This is a genomic window from Streptomyces sp. NPDC046805 (genome assembly GCF_040645355.1).
Lineage (GTDB): Bacteria > Actinomycetota > Actinomycetes > Streptomycetales > Streptomycetaceae > Streptomyces.
Map to the genome: position 1 here is coordinate 77595 of NZ_JBEYYC010000006.1, position 19158 is coordinate 96752.

General features: G+C 69.4%; 14 protein-coding genes. 12 read left to right on the forward strand and 2 right to left on the reverse strand.

Annotated features, from left to right (window positions below):
* The first annotated feature begins 200 nt into the window (after window positions 1–200).
* The gene (gene clpX / locus ABZ910_RS09155; protein ID WP_361361176.1) at window positions 201–1487 is read left to right on the forward strand and encodes an ATP-dependent Clp protease ATP-binding subunit ClpX; all 1287 of its coding nucleotides are present in this window, start codon (window positions 201–203) and stop codon (window positions 1485–1487) included.
* A gap of 76 nt (window positions 1488–1563) precedes the next feature.
* Here clpX and ABZ910_RS09160 read toward each other — a convergent pair whose 3' ends face one another.
* On the reverse strand, window positions 1564–2481 hold the full coding sequence (locus tag ABZ910_RS09160) for a hypothetical protein (protein WP_361361178.1): 918 nt from the start codon (window positions 2479–2481) through the stop codon (window positions 1564–1566).
* A 151-nt stretch (window positions 2482–2632) separates the two neighbouring features.
* Here ABZ910_RS09160 and ABZ910_RS09165 point away from each other — a divergent pair, with 151 nt between their 5' ends.
* The 11 genes from ABZ910_RS09165 (at window position 2633) to ABZ910_RS09215 (ending at window position 18210) form a co-directional block, all read left to right on the forward strand.
* Complete coding sequence (locus tag ABZ910_RS09165; RefSeq protein ID WP_361361180.1) at window positions 2633–5257, forward strand: valine--tRNA ligase; 2625 nt, start codon at window positions 2633–2635, stop codon at window positions 5255–5257.
* A 106-nt stretch (window positions 5258–5363) separates the two neighbouring features.
* On the forward strand, window positions 5364–6905 hold the full coding sequence (locus tag ABZ910_RS09170) for a folylpolyglutamate synthase/dihydrofolate synthase family protein (protein WP_361361182.1): 1542 nt from the start codon (window positions 5364–5366) through the stop codon (window positions 6903–6905).
* A gap of 9 nt (window positions 6906–6914) precedes the next feature.
* Window positions 6915–7274 carry a DUF4233 domain-containing protein gene (locus tag ABZ910_RS09175; RefSeq protein WP_361361183.1) on the forward strand — a complete coding sequence of 120 codons (360 nt, stop codon included), beginning with the start codon at window positions 6915–6917 and terminating at the stop codon, window positions 7272–7274.
* A gap of 63 nt (window positions 7275–7337) precedes the next feature.
* The gene (gene ndk / locus ABZ910_RS09180) at window positions 7338–7751 is read left to right on the forward strand and encodes a nucleoside-diphosphate kinase (protein WP_361361185.1); all 414 of its coding nucleotides are present in this window, start codon (window positions 7338–7340) and stop codon (window positions 7749–7751) included.
* A 331-nt stretch (window positions 7752–8082) separates the two neighbouring features.
* On the forward strand, window positions 8083–9102 hold the full coding sequence (locus tag ABZ910_RS09185; protein WP_361361187.1) for a rod shape-determining protein: 1020 nt from the start codon (window positions 8083–8085) through the stop codon (window positions 9100–9102).
* A gap of 170 nt (window positions 9103–9272) precedes the next feature.
* Window positions 9273–10304 (forward strand): rod shape-determining protein MreC, encoded by a 1032-nt coding sequence (gene mreC, locus ABZ910_RS09190; RefSeq protein ID WP_361361189.1) that lies wholly within the window; start codon window positions 9273–9275, stop codon window positions 10302–10304.
* A 13-nt stretch (window positions 10305–10317) separates the two neighbouring features.
* Complete coding sequence (mreD, locus tag ABZ910_RS09195) at window positions 10318–10995, forward strand: rod shape-determining protein MreD (protein ID WP_361361191.1); 678 nt, start codon at window positions 10318–10320, stop codon at window positions 10993–10995.
* A gap of 83 nt (window positions 10996–11078) precedes the next feature.
* Entirely contained in the window at window positions 11079–13331 is a 2253-nt protein-coding gene (gene mrdA, locus ABZ910_RS09200; RefSeq protein ID WP_361361193.1) for a penicillin-binding protein 2, read from the forward strand.
* Entirely contained in the window at window positions 13328–14527 is a 1200-nt protein-coding gene (rodA, locus tag ABZ910_RS09205; protein ID WP_361361194.1) for a rod shape-determining protein RodA, read from the forward strand. The genes mrdA and rodA overlap by 4 nt, the downstream gene beginning before the upstream one ends.
* 115 nt (window positions 14528–14642) lie before the next feature.
* Window positions 14643–16157, forward strand: a complete 1515-nt coding sequence (locus ABZ910_RS09210) for a CYTH and CHAD domain-containing protein (RefSeq protein WP_361361196.1) — start codon at window positions 14643–14645, stop codon at window positions 16155–16157.
* A gap of 73 nt (window positions 16158–16230) precedes the next feature.
* On the forward strand, window positions 16231–18210 hold the full coding sequence (locus tag ABZ910_RS09215; protein WP_361361198.1) for a TIGR03960 family B12-binding radical SAM protein: 1980 nt from the start codon (window positions 16231–16233) through the stop codon (window positions 18208–18210).
* A 360-nt stretch (window positions 18211–18570) separates the two neighbouring features.
* Here the strand turns inward: ABZ910_RS09215 and ABZ910_RS09220 are convergent.
* Window positions 18571–19158: tetratricopeptide repeat protein (locus tag ABZ910_RS09220; RefSeq protein WP_361361200.1), on the reverse strand; the 588-nt coding region annotated here is incomplete at its 5' end.

Sequence of the window (19158 nt, forward strand, 5' to 3'; positions counted from 1 at the left end):
GGGAGCTCGGGGGAGGGATGAGTCCTCTGCCGCCCTTGGCACGGTTTGACCCCGTGGACGGCATCGTTCACGTCGAAGTGAACCGTGCCAAGGGGGGCCCGAACGGGGGGCCCGGCAAGGTACCGTCGGACATAAGGCAGCACCAGGAGCCGCTGGACCCGTAACGTCCAGGCGTCTCCCAGGCGAAGGGGAAGCACACCGTGGCACGCATCGGTGACGGCGGCGATCTGCTCAAGTGCTCGTTCTGCGGCAAGAGCCAGAAGCAGGTCAAGAAGCTCATCGCAGGGCCCGGTGTGTATATCTGCGACGAGTGCATCGACCTCTGCAACGAGATCATCGAGGAGGAGCTCGCCGAGACGAGCGAGGTGCGCTGGGAGGAACTTCCCAAGCCCCGCGAGATCTACGAGTTCCTCGAGGGCTACGTGGTCGGCCAGGAGGCCGCCAAGAAGGCCCTGTCGGTCGCGGTGTACAACCACTACAAGCGGGTCCAGGCCGGCGAGAACGGCGGCGCCCAAGGTCGCGACGACGCCATCGAGTTGGCGAAGTCCAACATCCTCCTGCTCGGCCCCACGGGCTCCGGCAAGACCCTCCTCGCCCAGACCCTCGCGCGCATGCTGAACGTGCCCTTCGCCATCGCCGACGCGACGGCGCTGACGGAGGCGGGCTACGTCGGCGAGGACGTCGAGAACATCCTCCTGAAACTGATCCAGGCGGCTGACTACGACGTCAAGAAGGCCGAGACCGGGATCATCTACATCGATGAGATCGACAAGGTCGCGAGGAAGAGCGAGAACCCCTCGATCACCCGCGATGTCTCGGGCGAGGGCGTCCAGCAGGCCCTGCTGAAGATCCTCGAGGGCACCACCGCGTCGGTCCCGCCCCAGGGCGGACGCAAGCACCCGCACCAGGAGTTCATCCAGATCGACACGACGAACGTCCTGTTCATCGTGGGCGGCGCCTTCTCCGGGCTGGAGAAGATCATCGAGACCCGGGCCGGCGCCAAGGGCATCGGCTTCGGCGCGACGATCCGCTCCAAGCGCGAGCTGGAGGCCAAGGACCAGTTCGAGGACGTCATGCCCGAGGACCTGGTCAAGTTCGGCATGATCCCCGAGTTCATCGGCCGCCTCCCCGTCATCACGTCGGTGCACAACCTCGACCGCGAGGCGCTCCTCCAGATCCTGGTCGAGCCGCGCAACGCGCTCGTGAAGCAGTACCAGCGCCTCTTCGAACTCGACGGCGTGGAGCTGGACTTCGAGCGCGAGGCCCTGGAGGCCATCGCCGACCAGGCCATCCTCCGCCAGACCGGCGCCCGCGGCCTGCGCGCCATCATGGAAGAGGTCCTGATGTCGGTGATGTACGAGGTGCCGTCCCGCAAGGACGTGGCCCGCGTCGTCATCACGGCGGACGTCGTCCACTCGAACGTGAACCCGACGCTCATCCCGCGCGACGCGCGCGGACGCGGCACCGGGGAGCAGAAGACGGCGTAAGCGCCCTCAACGCCCAGGAGGTGCCCGGCACTTGAGAAGAGTGCCGGGCACCTCGGCGTATCTCCGCTGCGGGGCGTCAGGCCTTGACGCGCACGTCGTCGCGCAGCTTGGCCGCGAGGTCCGCCGTCTCGTCGACCGAGCTGCCGTGGCCTCCGAGCAGCGCGGAGACGCTGAACCCGGTGACATAGGCGACGGTGCTGTGGTCGCCCCAGACGCAGAAGGGGATCTTCGCGTTCCGGGGGCCGCCGCCGGAGGTGGACGTGGGGCTCTCGAACTGGGCCAGCTGGCACTTCATGACGCCGTCGGCGAAGCCGGAGGGGGTGACCTTCTCGGGGCTGCCGAGCAGCCCGCCCTTGGCGCCGGAGCCGCCCTGATCCTTCTGGGACGTCGCCTTGATCTTGGCGAACATGGCGTCCACCACGGCCTCCGGGTCGTCGACGGTGCCGTACACCCCGGCGAAGGACACGCTCTTCGACGTCAGCCCCTTGCCGCTCTCGTACCGGGCGCCGAGCACCTTCGGGTCCTTCACGCCCCATCTCTCGAAGTCCGCGCGGTCGGAGTCGGTGAGGTGGTCCGACGGGGCGACGCCCTGCACCTTCTTGTACGTCCCGTCGATCACGGTCGCAGGCGTCGTCAGCTTGTGCGGCCCGTCGTCGGCGACATCGGCCGAGGCCCCTCTACGGCCACCGCCACCGCCGAGCACGAGCGACGCCCCCACCGCGATCGCCGCCACCACGGCCACCGCCCCGACGATCAGGACGGCCTTCTTCGCACCACCGCCGGGCGCGGGCGGGTGCGGAGGGTAGGGCTGCTGCCCGTACGCGTCGTACGGGCCGTACGGGTTCGGCTGGGGCGGAACGCCCTGCTGGGGGTAGCCGTAGCCCGGCTGCGGGGCCTGCGGGGTCTGTGGCGGCGGGCCGTAGGGGCCCGGTGGTCCGTACGGTCCCGGCTGCGGCGGCTGCCCGCCGTACGGCCCTGGCTGCTGGTGACTCATCGCTGGTTCCCCTCCCGATGCCGGCACGCCTGATGCCGACGCCTTCCCGGCATCCTCGCGCAGGCGCGGAGGACCCATGCCGTCAGGGGGCGCACCGTTACAGAGGAAACGCGTTTCGGGACACGGTCGGGACACCTCTAAACTGACCCCCGTGACCGAGAACGCTCAGCAGCAGCCATCAGCGCCCGACACCGAACTGCCGACCCAGTACGCGCCGGCCGACGTAGAGGGGCCGCTGTACGAGCGCTGGGTAGAGCGGGGTTACTTCGACGCCGACGAGAAGAGCGACAAGCCGCCGTTCACCGTCGTCATCCCGCCGCCGAACGTCACCGGCAGCCTCCACCTGGGCCACGCCTTCGAGCACACGCTCATCGACGCCCTCACCCGCCGCAAGCGCATGCAGGGCTACGAGACGCTGTGGCAGCCGGGCATGGACCACGCCGGCATCGCGACGCAGAACGTCGTCGAGCGCGAGCTCGGCAAGGAGGGCAAGTCCCGCCACGACCTCGGCCGCGAGGCCTTCGTCGAGCGTGTCTGGCAGTGGAAGGGTGAGTCCGGCGGCCAGATCAGCGGCCAGATGCGCCGCCTCGGCGACGGTGTCGCCTGGTCCCGCGAGCGCTTCACCATGGACGAGGGCCTCTCCCAGGCCGTCCAGACCATCTTCAAGCGCCTCTACGACGACGAGCTGATCTACCGCGCCGAGCGCATCATCAACTGGTGCCCGCGCTGTCTGACGGCCATCTCGGACATCGAGGTCGAGTACCAGGACGACGACGGCGAGCTCGTCTCCATGACGTACGGCGAGGGGGACGACACCATCGTCGTCGCCACCACGCGCGCCGAGACGATGCTCGGTGACACGGCCGTCGCGGTCCACCCCGAGGACGAGCGCTACAAGCACCTGATCGGCAAGCTCATCAAGCTGCCGCTGACCGACCGCTCCATCCCGGTCGTCGCCGACGAGCACGTCGACCCCGAGTTCGGCACGGGCGCGGTCAAGGTGACCCCGGCCCACGACCCGAACGACTTCGAGATCGGCCAGCGCCACGACCTGCCGTCCATCACCGTCATGGACGAGCACGCCGTCATCACGGCCCACGGCCCCTTCCAGGGCCTGGACCGCCTGGAGGCCCGCTCGGCGATCGTCGCCGCGCTGCGCGCCGAGGGCCGGATCGTCGCCGAGAAGCGGCCGTACGTCCACTCCGTCGGCCACTGCTCGCGCTGCAAGACCACCATCGAGCCGCGCCTGTCGATGCAGTGGTGGGTCAAGGTCGGCCCGCTCGCGAAGGCCGCCGGTGACGCGGTCCGCGACGGCAAGGTCAAGATCCACCCGCAGGAGATGGAGAAGCGGTACTTCGACTGGGTGGACAACCTCCACGACTGGTGCATCTCGCGGCAGTTGTGGTGGGGCCACCGCATCCCGGTCTGGTACGGCCCCGAGGGTGAAGTCGTCTGCGTCGGCCCCGGCGAGGAGCCGCCGGCCGGCGAGGGCTGGCACCAGGACACCGACGTCCTCGACACCTGGTTCTCCTCGGGCCTGTGGCCGTTCTCCACGCTCGGCTGGCCCGAACAGACCGAGTCGCTGGCGAAGTTCTACCCGAACTCCGTCCTGGTCACCGGCTACGACATCCTCTTCTTCTGGGTCGCCCGGATGATGATGTTCGGCCTGTACGCGATGGACGGCACCCCGCCGTTCCACACCATCGCCCTGCACGGCATGGTCCGCGACCAGTTCGGCAAGAAGATGTCGAAGTCCTTCGGCAACGCGGTCAACCCGCTGGACTGGATGGACAAGTACGGCAGCGACGCCCTGCGCTTCACCCTGGCCCGCGGCGCCAACCCGGGCGTCGACGTGCCGATCGGCGAGGACTGGGTCCAGGGCTCGCGCAACTTCGCCAACAAGATCTGGAACGCCACGCGCTTCGCGCTGATGAACGGCGCGACGGTCGAGGGCCCGCTGCCGGACGCGTCGAAGATGTCGGCGACCGACCGCTGGATCCTCTCCCGCCTGAACTCGGTCGTCGCCGAAGTCGACGCGTACTACGAGGACTTCCAGTTCGCGAAGCTCTCCGACGCCCTGTTCCACTTCGCGTGGGACGAGGTCTTCGACTGGTACGTCGAGCTGTCCAAGACCACGTTCCAGGCGGGCGGCGAGCCGGCCGAGGTCTCCAAGCGCGTCCTCGGCGAGGTCCTCGACGTCACGCTGAAGCTGCTGCACCCGGTGGTCCCGTTCGTCACGGAGACCCTGTGGACCACGCTCACGGGCGGCGAGTCCCTGGTCATCGCGGACTGGCCGACCGACAGCGGCTTCCGTGACGCCGCCGCCGAGCAGGAGATCGAGTCCCTCCAGTCCGTCATCACCGAGGTCCGCCGCTTCCGCGCCGACCAGGGCCTCCAGCCCGGCCAGCGCGTCCCGGCCCGCCTGACGCTGGAGGGCACGGCGCTCGCCCCGCACGAGGCCGCCATCCGCCAGCTGCTGCGCCTGCAGCCGGAGGGCGACTCCTTCACGGCGACGGCCACCCTCCCGGTCGCCGGCGCCGAGGTCGCCCTCGACCTCTCCGGCACGATCGACGTGGCGGCGGAGCGCAAGCGCCTGGCCAAGGACCTGGCCGCGGCGGAGAAGGAGAAGGCCCAGGCCACGGCCAAGCTCGGCAACGAGGCCTTCCTCGCGAAGGCCCCGGACCACGTGGTCGAGAAGATCCGCACCCGCCTCGCCAAGGCGGGCGAGGACATCGCCCGCATCCAGGCCCAGCTGGACAAGCTGCCGCAGGCGTAAGGGCTCGTACGGCATGGAAGGCCCCCGGAGCCGTGAGGTTCCGGGGGCCTTCGGCTGTCGGCCGTCGGTGGCGCGGGTGTCGGTGGTGCTCCGTAGACTGGTCCCCGTGAGCGACCTCCCCTCTGACAGCAGCGATGACGAACGCAGCGACGACAGCCTCGGGCCCGAGCCCCTCGACGTCTTCGACGAGATCATCGAGGCCGAGACCGACCGCGACCCCGACCTCGCGGTGATCGAGGCCGGCAGCCGCACCCTGCGCACGCAGGGCGGCCCGCCGCAGGCCGACGTGCCCACGCGGCCGGCGGACCCGGAGGTCGACAGAGCGCTGCGCGAGGTCGAGACGGACCTGGCCACGCGCTGGGGCGAGACCAAGCTGGAGCCCTCCGTCGGCCGTATCTCCGCGCTGATGGACGTGCTGGGGGACCCGCAGCGGTCGTACCCCTCGATCCACATCACGGGGACCAACGGCAAGACCTCCACGGCCCGCATGATCGAGGCCCTCCTCGGCGGCTTCGAACTGCGCACCGGCCGCTACACGAGCCCCCACGTCCAGTCGGTCACCGAGCGGATCAGTCTCGACGGCGCCCCGATCTCCGCCGAGCGCTTCATCGAGACGTACCAGGACATCAAGCCGTACGTCGAGATGGTCGACTCCCAGCAGGACTTCCGGCTCTCCTTCTTCGAGGTGCTCACCGGCATGGCGTACGCGGCCTTCGCGGACGCGCCGGTCGACGTGGCCGTCGTCGAGGTCGGCATGGGCGGCAGCTGGGACGCGACGAACGTGATCGACGGGGAAGTCGCCGTCATCATGCCCATCGACCTGGACCACACGGACCGGCTCGGTGAGACGCACGCCGAGATCGCCACCGAGAAGGCCGGCATCATCAAGCGGGACGCCACGGTCATCATGGCGCAGCAGCCGGTGGACGCGGCGCAGGTGCTGCTGAAGAAGGCCGTCGAGGAGAACGCCACCGTGGCCCGCGAGGGCCTGGAGTTCGGCGTGGTGGACCGCCAGATCGCCGTCGGCGGCCAGCTGCTGACCCTGCGCGGGCTGGGCGGCGAGTACCCCGACGTGTACCTTCCGCTGTACGGCGCGCACCAGGCGCACAACGCGGCCGTCGCGCTGGCCGCCGTCGAGGCGTTCTTCGGCGTCGGCAAGGAGCGCGCGGAGCCGCTGGACATCGAGGCGGTCCGCCAGGCCTTCGCGTCCGTCGCCTCGCCGGGCCGGCTGGAGGTGGTGCGCAGTTCGCCGACGGTCGTCCTGGACGCCGCGCACAATCCGTCGGGGGCACGGGCCACGGCCGAAGCCGTGCAGGAGGCCTTCGACTTCAGCCGGCTGATCGGTGTGGTCGGGGTCAGCGCCGACAAGAACGTCCGCGGGCTGCTGGAGGCCTTCGAGCCGATCCTCGCGGAGGTCGTCGTCACGCAGAACACCAGCCACCGTGCGATGGACGCGGACGAACTGGCCGGGATCGCCGTCGAGGTGTTCGGCGAGGACCGGGTCCAGGTCGAGCCGCGGCTGCCGGACGCCCTGGAGGCCGCGATCACGCTGGCCGAGGAGGAGGGCGAGTTCGCGGGCGGCGGCGTGCTGGTCACGGGGTCCGTCATCACGGTGGGCGAGGCCCGGCTGCTGCTGGGGAAGGGCTGAGGTTTTCCGATGCGTACGCTCTGTTCGTCGACGCTGATCGGCGAGTTCTTCATCATCGGCTTCGCCGGTCTGGTCGCGATGAAGGATCCGCACCTGTCGATGACGACGGTGTGGACGGTCAGCGGGATCGCGATGCTGCTGTGCGTGCTGCTGTGCGGCATGGTGACCCGGCCGGGCGGCACAGCCCTCGGCTGGGCCCTCCAGATCGCTCTCATCGCCTCCGGCTTCGCCGTCCCGACGATGTACTTCCTGGGAGCGGTCTTCGCGGCCCTGTGGTGGGCGTCGGTCCACTACGGGCGCAAGATCGACGTGGCGAAGGCCCGATTCGCGGCGCAGGAAGAGTCCGCCCCTTCGGTTGACGCTGTGTAACGGGCGCCCCGACACGCCCTGTAACCTCGTCCCACCGCACTTGCCCCAAGAAGGAGCCCACTCGTGACCCAGCGCACCCTCGTCCTGCTCAAGCCCGACGCCGTCCGTCGCGGTCTCGTCGGCGAGATCATCAGCCGTATCGAGCGCAAGGCCGACTGGCGGATCACGGCGCTGGACATGCGCACGCTGGAGCAGGAGACGCTGGAGCAGCACTACGGCGAGCACAAGGGCAAGCCCTTCTACGAGCCGCTGGTGGAGTTCATGGCGTCGGGCCCGGTCGTCGCGATGATCGTCGAGGGCGAGCGGGTCATCGAGGGCCTGCGCACCCTGGCCGGCCCGACCGACCCGATCGCGGCGGCCCCCGGCTCCATCCGCGGCGACTACGGCACCATCGTCCGCGAGAACCTGATCCACGCCTCCGACTCCGAGGAGTCCGCCGAGCGTGAGGTGAAGATCTTCTTCCCCGGACGTGGCTGACTCTCGGACTTCACGTCAGAGCCGCCTAGAGAATTTTTCGCGGATTTTTCTGAGGGATCGTCAGTTCGATCTAGACGTCTGACCTGGGACGGCCGTACGTTTTTGGTCGTCCCTTGGCATATGCGTGCCGATCGGGGGAACGAGTGCCCCCGTTGGGCCGTCTCCGGAAGCGAGATGCCCGCGCACATGCTGACAATGGCGAAGACCCTCGCGCGGTGTTCGTGTTGGCGCGTCTACGATGTAAGCCATCACGTCACAGCACCCACTTCGCCGACCTGAAAAGCCCTCAAAAGCTCCCGGGAAGGCCAGACGAATCCTGATGGGGAACTCAATGTCGTTCATCGGCCGTGACATGGCTGTCGACCTCGGGACCGCCAACACGCTGGTGTACGTCAGGGGGCGGGGGATCGTACTCAACGAGCCGTCCGTCGTCGCGATCAACACCAACACCGGCGGTATCCTCGCGGTCGGTGCCGAAGCGAAGAAGATGATCGGGCGGACGCCGGGCAACATCGTCGCCGTGCGGCCGCTGAAGGACGGCGTGATCGCCGACTTCGAGATCACCGAGCGGATGCTCCGCTACTTCATCCTGAAGATCCACAAGCGGCGGTATCTGGCCCGGCCCCGTGTCGTCGTCTGTGTGCCCTCGGGCATCACGGGCGTCGAGCGCCGCGCCGTCATCGAGGCGTCGTCCCAGGCGGGCGCGCGCCAGGTGCACATCATCGAGGAGCCCATGGCCGCGGCCATCGGCTCCGGCCTGCCGGTCCACGAGGCCACGGGCAACATGGTGGTGGACATCGGCGGCGGCACCACGGAGGTCGCGGTCATCTCGCTCGGTGGCATCGTCACCGCCCAGTCCATCCGCGTCGCGGGCGACGAACTGGACAACGCGATCATCCAGCACATCAAGAAGGAGTACAGCCTTCTCCTTGGTGAGCGGACGGCCGAGCAGATCAAGATCACGATCGGCTCCGCGTACGACCTCGACTCCGACGAGCACACCGAAATCCGCGGCCGGGACCTCGTCTCCGGGCTGCCCAAGACGGTGGTCGTCTCGACCGCCGAAGTACGCAAGGCGATGGAGGAACCCGTCAACGCGATCGTCGACGCGGTCAAGACCACCCTCGACAAGTGCCCCCCGGAACTCTCCGGCGACATCATGGACCGGGGGATCGTCCTGACCGGCGGCGGTGCGCTGCTGCGCGGCCTCGACGAAAGGCTGCGGCGCGAGACCGGCATGCCGATCCACATTGCCGAGGACCCGCTGGACAGCGTGGCGCTCGGGTCCGGCAAGTGCGTCGAGGAATTCGAGGCACTCCAGCAGGTCCTGGACGCCCAGCCGCGCAGATGACATAACTCTTCGATTCCGCCGTACGAGACGTTCTCCTCTCGTGCGGCGGATCGTTGATATAGAGGCATGAGCTCCCACAATTGGGCCCCCAGGGTTTGCGCTTGGGTTTGCGCTGCTGCCCGTCGAAGGGGCCTCCCGAATTCCTACGAGGAAGGGCACGGCCGCCGCACGTGAGGGACACGAAAGAGAGCCGGCTGCTTCTGGTACTGCTGATCGCCATCGCGTTCGCTCTGATCACGGTGGATATCAGAGGCGGTCAGAACTCCCCGGTCGACGGTGCCCGGCAGGCCGCGGCAGCGGTCTTCGGTCCGATCGAGAACGGAGTGTCGTCGGCGGTCAGTCCCGTCGGCAATGCCGTCTCCGCCGTCCGTGACTCGGGTGAACGCCACGACCGGCTCGCCCGGTTGGAGACGGAGAACGCCGCCCTCAAGGCGAAGCTCGGCAGCAACGACCGTGACCGCAGCCGGCTGCAGCAGCTCGACAAGATGCTGAAGGTCGCGGGCGAGGGGCAGTACGGCATCAAGGGCGCCGAGGTCATCGCCATAGGCGCGGCCCAGGGCTTCTCCTGGACCATCACCATCGACGTCGGCGCCAACGACGGCATCAAGCGGGACATGACCGTCCTGAACGGCGACGGCCTCGTCGGCCGCGTCACCACCGTCGGCCCGCACACCGCCACCGTCCTGCTCGCCAACGACCCCGACTTCACCGTCGGCACACGCATGGAGGCCAGCGACGAACTCGGCTTCTCCTCCGGGCAGGGCGACCGCGCGCTGCGCGTCGAACTCCTCAACGGCAAGGCCGAGGTGAAGAAGGGCGACCGGCTCGTCACCTTCGGCTCCCAGGCCGACAGGCCCTTCGTGCCAGGCGTCCCGGTCGGCACCGTCTCCCGCGTCGACCCCTCCGGCGGCGGCCTGACCCGCACCCTCTACGTCAAGCCGTTCGTCTCCTTCACCAAGCTCGACATCGTCGGCGTCGTCGTCGAGGCCCCGAAGAAGGACCCGCGCGACGAGGTGCTCCCGGCCAAGCCCAAGCCGACCCCGACCCCGACGGTGACCGTGACGGTGACCCCGTCCTCCGACGCGAGCGCCTCGGACCAGCAGGCCTCCGACGGGAACACCTCGAACGACACGTCATCGGACCAGCCGACCACCTCCGAGACACCCACGGACGAGTCCACCCCTGACGACCAGCAGCAGTAGGAGCTCAATCTCCATGCGTGTCAACCGGATCCTGCTCTCCACCGCCCTGATCGTCGTCGCCCTGGTGATCCAGGTGAGTGTCCTCGCCCGCCTCCATCTCCCCGGCGCCGTCCCCGATCTGCTGCTGCTCACCGTCCTGGGCCTCGCCCTGGTGTACGGCCATGTCGGCGGCGCCCTCGTCGGCTTCGGCGCCGGCCTGCTCGCCGACGTCGCCCCGCCCGCCGACCACGCCGCCGGCCGCTACGCCCTGGTGCTGTGCGTCATCGGCTATCTCGCCGGGCTCGTCAAACCCGAGACCGGCCGGATCAAGTCGGCCACCACCCCCATGTTCGTGGTGTTCGCCGCCGCGATCGGCTCGACGCTGCTGTACGCCCTCGTCGGCGCCCTCGTCGGCGACACCGCCGCCCGTCATGTCGGCCTCGGCAGCCTGCTGTTCACCGCCGCCCTGTACGACCTGCTGCTGGCGCCGTTCATCGTCCCCGGGATCATGGCCCTGGCCCGCCGCGCCGACAACGACCCGCTCGCGGACGCGGGCTCCGGGGCGCCGGCCACGGACATCTCCTCCGGCTGGCTCTCGGCCGGCACGGGCCTGCGCATCGGCGGCCAGCGCGGCGGCCTCGGCGGCCTCAAGAGCAAGGCCCGCAGCCGCGTCACCCGCGTCGGCCGCATCAAGGGGGTCAAGAGGCTGTGAGCACACGGAAGCCGGCCGCACCCCGGCCGCACAGCTTCGCCGTATATGACTCGTACACGCACTGAGAGGGGGAGGAAGCCACAGTGACCAACATTCCCGCGACGGGACGGACCCCCAGAGTCCAGATCCGCCTCGTCGTCATCCAGATCCTCGTCCTCTCCCTGCTCGGCACCCTGGGCGGCCGCCTGTGGTACCTGCAGGTCCGGCAGGGCGCCGAGTACCAGAAGGAGGCCTCCGGCAACCACGTCCAGCAGGTCGTCGACCCCGCACCCCGCGGCTCCATCCTGGACGCCCGCGGTGTGGCGCTCGCCGACAACGAGGCGCGGCTCGTCGTCTCGGCCTCCCGCACCGACCTGCTGAAGCAGAAGGACGACGGCAAGGCGGTCCTCGCCAAGCTGGCCGGTGTCCTCGGCATGAAGCCCAAGGAGGTCCAGCAGAAGGTCCGGCTGTGCGACTCCGAGACCCCGCAGCCCTGCTGGAACGGCTCGCCGTTCCAGCCGATCCCGATCACCGACAAGGCCACCGCCAAGCAGGCCATGCAGATCCGCGAGCGCTCCGAGGACTTCCCCGGCATCAGCGCCGAGCCGGAGGCCGTGCGCCGCTACGCGGCCCCCGGCAAGTCCAACACGGCCCAGGTGCTCGGCTACCTCTCGCCGGTCACCGACGAGGAGATCACCGAGGCCAAGGACACCGACTCGCCCTTCCTGCGCTCCGATATGGTCGGCCGCAGCGGCCTGGAGCGCCAGTACGACAAGGAACTGCGCGGCAAGGCCGGCGTCACCCGCTACGAGGTCGACAACCTCGGCCGCGTCATCGGCAAGGCCGAGGCCGACCCGGCCCAGCCCGGCTCCAACCTCGTCACCAGCATCGACTCCCGCGTCCAACGCGTCGCCGAGTACGAGCTGGACCACGCGATGAAGGTCGCCCGCCAGCAGGACGACAAGGTCACCGGCGAGAAGTACAAGGCCGACTCCGGCGCCGTCATCGTGATGGAGGCCAAGACCGGCCGCATCGTCGCCATGGCGTCCAACCCGACCTACGACCCCAACGTCTGGGTGGGCGGCATCTCCGCCAAGAACTACAAGGCCCTCACCGGCAAGAAGTCCGACTACCCGCTGCTCAACCGCGCCATCCAGGGCCAGGCCGCGCCCGGTTCGACCTTCAAGGTGGTCTCCACGGCCGCCGCGGTCCAGGCCGGCTACCCCTTCGACGGCCGCTACCCCTGCACCAGTTCGTACTCGGTCGGCGGCCAGGTCTTCAAGAACTTCGAGGGCGAGAGCTTCGGCCCCATCCCGCTCGGCCGCGCCCTCGAGGTCTCCTGCGACACCGTCTTCTACGGCCTCGCGGACCGCGAGTGGAAGCGCGACGGCGGCATCAACCCGAAGAAGGGCCAGCCCAAGGACTACTTCTTCAAGACCGCCCACCAGTTCGGCCTCGGCAAGGAGACCGGCGTCGACCTGCCCAACGAGGTCACCGGCCGCGTCCCCGACCGCCAGTGGAAGCTGGACTACTGGAAGGCCAACAAGGACGCCTGGTGCAAGTCCGGTAAGAAGGACGGCAGTTACGTCGAGAAGATCGCGTACGAGAACTGCCTCGAAGGCAACAAGATGCGCGAGGGCGACGAGATCAACTACTCGATCGGCCAGGGCGACACCCTCGTCACCCCGATCCAGGAGGCCGTGATGTACGGCGCCGTCGCCAACGGCGGCACCATGTACACCCCGACCATCGGCAAGGCGGTCATCAGCCCCGACGGCCGGAGCGTCCAGGAGATCAAGCCGCAGTCGCACGGCAAGCTGCCGGTCAGCAAGGCCACGCTCAAGGGCATGCACGACGCCTTCGCGGGCGTCGTCACCCGCGGTACCGCCGCCTGGAAGTTCAACGGCTGGCCGCAGAACAAGATCCCGCTGCACGCCAAGACCGGTACCGCCGAGGTCTACGGCAAGCAGACCACGTCCTGGCTGGCCACGTTCTCCAAGGACTACTCGGTCGTCATGACCATCGCCCAGGCCGGTACGGGTTCCGGCGCCTCCGGTGAGGCCGTGCGCAACATCTACAGCGCGATGTACGGCGTCCAGCCCGACGGCAAGATCGACCCGAAGAAGGCACTGCTGCCCACCCCGGAGAAGAGCCTGCCGAAGGTCCGCCCCGACGGCACGATCAAGTCCCCGAAGGTCGCCGACGACCCGGCCAAGGACGTCCACGCCGCCCCGTCGGGCTCGCCCTCCCCGGACGACGGCTCGCAGCCGCCCGCGACCGCCCCCTCGCCCGGCACGGGCAACCGCGACACCCGTAGGCGACCGCGCAGGCGGGGAAGCCGGAGGAAGCTCACATGACCGGCGCGAACAGCTTCTCCGTCTCCGGATACGGCCCCGAACGGGCCGGCTGGACGCGGGTCTTCGCCCGCGACTCGGTGGCCCGCCGCATGGACTGGCCGATGCTGGTGGCGGCCCTCCTGCTGTCGCTGATCGGCTCGCTGCTGGTCTTCTCCGCGACCCGCAACCGCACCGAGATCAACCAGGGCGACCCGTACTACTTCCTGATCCGGCACGTCATGAACACCGGCATCGGGCTCACTCTGATGATCGGCACGCTCTGGCTCGGCCACCGCGCCCTGCGCAACGCCGTGCCCATCCTCTACGGCATCTCGCTCGTCGGCATCCTGCTGGTGCTGACCCCGCTCGGCGCCACCATCAACGGCAGCCGCAACTGGATCGTGTTCGGCGGCGGCTTCTCGCTCCAGCCCGCCGAGTTCGTGAAGGTCACGATCATCCTGGGCATGGCGATGCTGCTCGCCGCCAGGGTCGACGCCGGCGACAGGACATACCCCGACCACCGCACGGTGGTGCAGGCCCTCGGCCTGGCGGCCGTACCGATCCTGATCGTGCTGCTCATGCCCGACCTCGGCACGGTGCTGGCCATGGTGGCCATCATCCTGGGCGTGCTGCTCGCCTCCGGCGCCTCCAACCGCTGGATCTTCGGTCTGATCACCGCCGGGGTGCTCGGCTGCATCGCCATCTGGCAGCTGCACGTCCTGGACGAGTACCAGATCAACCGCTTCGCGGCCTTCGCCAACCCCAAGCTCGACCCCGCCGGCGTCGGCTACAACACCAACCAGGCCCGCATCGCCATCGGTTCGGGCGGCCTCACCGGCGCCGGCCTGTTCCACGGCTCGCAGACCACCGGCCAGTTCGTCCCCGAGCAGCAGACCGACTTCGTCTTCACGGTCGCCGGCGAGGAACTCGGCTTCCTGGGCGCGGGCCTGATAATCCTCCTCCTCGGCGTCATCCTGTGGCGCGCCTGCCGTATCGCCCGCGAGACGAGCGAGCTGTACGGCACGATCGTCGCCGCCGGAATCGTCGCCTGGTTCGCCTTCCAGTCGTTCGAGAACATCGGCATGACCCTCGGCATCATGCCGGTCACCGGCCTGCCCCTGCCGTTCGTCTCGTACGGCGGCTCGTCGATGTTCGCGGTGTGGGTGGCGGTGGGCCTGCTGCAGTCGATCAGGGTGCAGCGCCCGATGTCCGCGTAGCGGTCCTCACCAGCGGTTGTACCACCGAGGTCGCCCGGGTGGGCGGCGGGATTTTTCTCGCAGTCCACCCGGGCGACCTCTGCCGTCCCGGCTCATCTGGAACTAGATTCAATTCATGGCGGAGACGAAACGCGAGGTAGAGCGCAAGTACGAATCCGACGAGAGCGGGCTGCCCGACCTGACCGGCGTCGGCAAGGTGGCCGCCGTCCTGGACCGGGGCGTGGCCGAACTCGACGCCACCTACTACGACACCGCTGACGAACGACTGGCCGCCCACTCCATCACCCTGCGCCGGCGCACCGGCGGCCCCGACGCCGGCTGGCACCTCAAACTCCCGGTCGCCCCCGGCGTCCGCGACGAGATCCGCGCCCCGCTCTCCGACACCGTGCCGGGCGACCTCGCCGCGCTGGTCCGCTCCCGCGTCCGCGACGCCCCCCTGCTCCCCGTGGTCCGGCTCCGCTCCGCCCGCGACCTGCGCCACCTCGTCGACGCCGACGGCAAGCTGCTCGCCGAGGTCAGCGAGGACGCCGTGACGGCGGAGCGGCTCGGCGAGGGCGGCAGCGCGGTGCAGTGGACCGAGATCGAGGTGGAACTCGGCGAAGGCGTCGACCCGGCCTTCCTCGACAAGGTGGAGAAACGACTGCGCAAGGCGGACGTACGGCCCTCCCGCGCGGAGTCGAAGCTGGCCCGGGCACTCGCCGAGACGGCCCCGCCCGGGAGACCGGGGGATGAGGAGCGGCACGGGGCACCCGCCGAGCCCGTGACCGCCGGCGACCACGTCCTCGCCTACCTCCGCGCCCAGCGCGACGCGATCGTCGAGCTCGACACCGCCGTACGACGCGACGAGTACGACTCCGTCCACCGCATGCGCGTCGCCACCCGCCGCATGCGCAGCGCCTTCCGCTCGTACCGCAAGGTCCTCGACCGCGCCGTCACCGACCCGATCGGCGATGAACTCAAGTGGCTGGCGGCCGAGTTGGGCGTGGACCGCGACCGCGAGGTGCTCACCGAGCGCATCACGACGGCCCTCGGCGAGCTGCCCCGCACGCTGGTCGAAGGGCCGGTCCGCACCCGGCTGCACACCTGGGCCGGGTCCCGCCGCGGCGGAGCCCGCCGCCGCCTGATCGGCGTCCTGGACTCCCGCCGCCATCTGACCCTCCTCGACACCCTGGACGCCCTGATCGCCGACCCGCCCCTGCTGAAGGCGGCCACGCGGAAGCCGAAGAAGGTGATCTCCAAGGCCGTACGCAAGGACTTCGCGAAGCTCTCCGCGCTCGTCGAGCACGCCTTCGAGCTGCCGCCCGGTCACGACCGCGACCTCGCCCTGCACGAGGCCCGCAAGAAGGCCAAGCGCACCCGGTACGCGGCGGAGGCCGCCACCCCGGCCCTCGGCGACCCGGCCGCCGACCTGACCAAGGCGATGAAGTCCCTGCAGAACCTGCTCGGCGACCACCAGGACAGCGTCATGGCCCGCGCGACCCTGTGCGAGCTGGCGGCCGTGGCGCATGCGGCGGGGGAGAGCTCGTTCACGTACGGAGTGCTGTACGGGCGCGAGGAGCAGCGGGCGGCGGCGGACGAGGCCGAGCTGCCCGGGACCTGGACGGAGATCAAGTCGGAGGCGGCCGTCTGAGCGTACGGGGGAGGCCTGCGAGCGGGTTACGCTTGATGGTCACCCCTGTCCTCAGCTCACGAAGGTTCGCGAGATGCCTGCCGAAGCCGCCGAGTCCGCGGAGTCTGTGTTCCCGCAGCTCGAAGCTCTGCTCCCGCATGTGCAGAAGCCGATCCAGTACGTCGGCGGAGAGCTCAACTCCACGGTCAAGTCCTGGAACGACTGCGACGTCCGCTGGGCGCTCATGTACCCGGACGCGTACGAGGTCGGTCTGCCCAACCAGGGCGTCATGATCCTCTACGAGGTACTGAACGAGCAGGAGGGTGTCCTCGCCGAGCGCACGTACAGCGTGTGGCCGGACCTGGAGGCACTGATGCGCGAGCACGGCGTGCCCCAGTTCACGGTGGACAGTCACCGCCCGGTGAAGTCCTTCGACGTGTTCGGCCTGTCCTTCTCCACGGAGCTGGGCTACACCAACATGCTCACGGCCCTGGACCTGGCCGGCATCCCGCTGGAGTCCAAGGACCGCACGATCGACGACCCGATCGTCCTGGCCGGCGGTCATGCGGCCTTCAACCCGGAGCCGATCGCCGACTTCATCGACGCGGCGATCATCGGCGACGGCGAGCAGGCCGTGCTCGACATGACGCGGATCATCAAGGAGTGGAAGGCGGAGGGCCGCCCCGGCGGCCGCGAGGAGGTCCTCTTCCGCCTGGCGAAGACCGGTGGCGTGTACATCCCGGCGTTCTACGACGTCGAGTACCTGCCGGACGGCCGTATCGCCCGCGTCGTCCCCAACAAGTCGGGCGTCCCGTGGCGCGTGTCCAAGCACACGGTCATGGACCTCGACGAGTGGCCCTACCCCAAGCAGCCCCTCGTCCCGCTGGCCGAGACCGTCCACGAGCGCATGTCGGTCGAGATCTTCCGCGGCTGCACCCGCGGCTGCCGCTTCTGCCAGGCGGGCATGATCACCCGCCCGGTGCGTGAGCGCTCGATCACCGGCATCGGCGACATGGTCGACAAGGGCCTCAAGGCAACGGGCTTCGAGGAGGTGGGTCTCCTTTCCCTCTCCTCGGCGGACCACAGCGAGATCGGCGACATCGCCAAGGGCCTCGCCGACCGCTACGAGGACGACAAGATCGGCCTCTCCCTCCCCTCCACCCGCGTCGACGCCTTCAACGTAGACCTGGCGAACGAGCTGACGAGGAACGGCCGCCGCTCCGGCCTCACCTTCGCCCCCGAGGGCGGCTCCGAGCGCATGCGCAAGGTCATCAACAAGATGGTCTCGGAGGAGGACCTGATCCGTACGGTCTCCACGGCCTACGGCAACGGCTGGCGCCAGGTGAAGCTGTACTTCATGTGCGGCCTGCCGACGGAGACCGACGAGGACGTCCTCCAGATCGCCGACATGGCGACCCACGTGATCCAGAAGGGCCGCGAGGTCTCCGGCTCCGGCGACATCCGCTGCACGGTGTCGATCGGCGGCTTCGTCCCCAAGCCGCACACTCCCTTCCAGTGGGCCCCGCAGCTCTCGGCGCAGGAGACGGACGCCCGCCTGGAGAAGCTCCGGGACAAGATCCGCGGCGACAAGAAGTACGGCCGTTCGATCGGCTTCCGCTACCACGACGGCAAGCCCGGCATCGTCGAGGGCCTCCTCTCCCGCGGCGACCGCCGCATCGGCGCCGTCATCCGCGCCGTCTACGACGACGGCGGCCGCTTCGACGGCTGGCGCGAGCACTTCTCCTACGACCGCTGGATGGCCTGCGCCGACAAGGCCCTGGTCCCCTTCGGCGTCGACGTCGACTGGTACACGACGCGCGAGCGCACGTACGAGGAGGTCCTCCCGTGGGACCACCTCGACTCGGGCCTCGACAAGGACTGGCTCTGGGAGGACTGGCAGGACGCCCTCGACGAGACGGAGGTCGAGGACTGCCGCTGGACGCCGTGCTTCGATTGCGGCGTTTGCCCGCAGATGGATACGGCCATACAAATTGGCCCGACCGGCAAGAAGTTGCTCCCGCTGACGGTCAAGAATGCAGGTCCGACGCCGGCTTCGAGTAGTCACGCGCACTGAGGTGGGCGAGGCACTCGATCGGGTGGTTGAGGTGCTGGCGGGGGTGAGCGAGGAGGAGGTAGCCGCTGCGTTGGCTGCGGTCGGTGCTTCGCGCGCTCGTCCGCTGGCGTCGCCGGTGTCCCTCCGGACGCCGCTACCGAGCCCTGGAGACGCCCGACAGATCGTCTCCGAGGTGGAGTGGGTCTGAGGGGTGCTTCCAGGCCTGTAGGCGGCTGCCTGACTGATTGAGCCCCCTTCCTTGTCAGGGAGGGGGCTCGTTGGTATCTGATGTTGTCTCCGCACCGCAGGTCGGTAGGCGGAGTGACCGGCTCGCGGCGTTCGCGTAGTCGCTGGCTCGTCACACGAGACGTGGCCGGCGACCTATGACATGTCGGTCATCAACTGGCGAAGGTACCCGAGGCGGAGGGCGGTGGTGGGGTGGTCGGGGCCGAGGGCGGTCTCGGTGATGTGCAGGGCCCGCTCTGCCAGTGGGAGGGCGTCGGTGTGGCGTCCGAGGTCGCCGTACGTGCTCGCGAGGTTGCCGAGGCGGATGGCGGTGGTGGGGTGGTCGGGGCCGAGGGTGGTCTCGGTGATGTGCAGGGCGCGTTCCTCCAGTGGGAGGGCGTCGGTGTGGCGTCCGAGGTCGCCGTACGTGCTCGCGAGGTTGCCGAGGCGGAGGGCGGTGTCGGGGTGGTCGGGGCCGAGGGTGGTCTCGGTGATGTGCAGGGCGCGTTCCTCCATTGGGAGGGCGTCGGTGTGGCGTCCGAGGGCGCTGAAGGTGCGGGCGAGGTTGCCGAGGCAGACGGCGGTGTCGGGGTGGTCGGGGCCGAGAGTGGTCTCGGTGATGTGCAGGGCGCGTTCCTCCAGTGGGAGGGCGTCGGTGTGGCGTCCGAGGTCGCCGTACGTGCTCGCGAGGTTGCCGAGGCGGAGGGCGGTGGTGGGGTGGTCGGGGCCGAGGGCGGTCTCGGT

Excerpts from the sequence above, each read along its gene's own strand:
- ABZ910_RS09160 (WP_361361178.1), bottom strand. The coding sequence starts at position 2,481 with ATGAGTCACCAGCAGCCAGGGCCGTACGGCGGGCAGCCGCCGCAGCCG.
- ABZ910_RS09175 (WP_361361183.1), top strand. The coding sequence starts at position 6,915 with ATGCGTACGCTCTGTTCGTCGACGCTGATCGGCGAGTTCTTCATCATC.
- ABZ910_RS09185 (WP_361361187.1), top strand. The coding sequence starts at position 8,083 with ATGTCGTTCATCGGCCGTGACATGGCTGTCGACCTCGGGACCGCCAAC.
- mreD (WP_361361191.1), top strand. The coding sequence starts at position 10,318 with ATGCGTGTCAACCGGATCCTGCTCTCCACCGCCCTGATCGTCGTCGCC.
- rodA (WP_361361194.1), top strand. The coding sequence starts at position 13,328 with ATGACCGGCGCGAACAGCTTCTCCGTCTCCGGATACGGCCCCGAACGG.
- ABZ910_RS09210 (WP_361361196.1), top strand. The coding sequence starts at position 14,643 with ATGGCGGAGACGAAACGCGAGGTAGAGCGCAAGTACGAATCCGACGAG.
- ABZ910_RS09215 (WP_361361198.1), top strand. The coding sequence starts at position 16,231 with ATGCCTGCCGAAGCCGCCGAGTCCGCGGAGTCTGTGTTCCCGCAGCTC.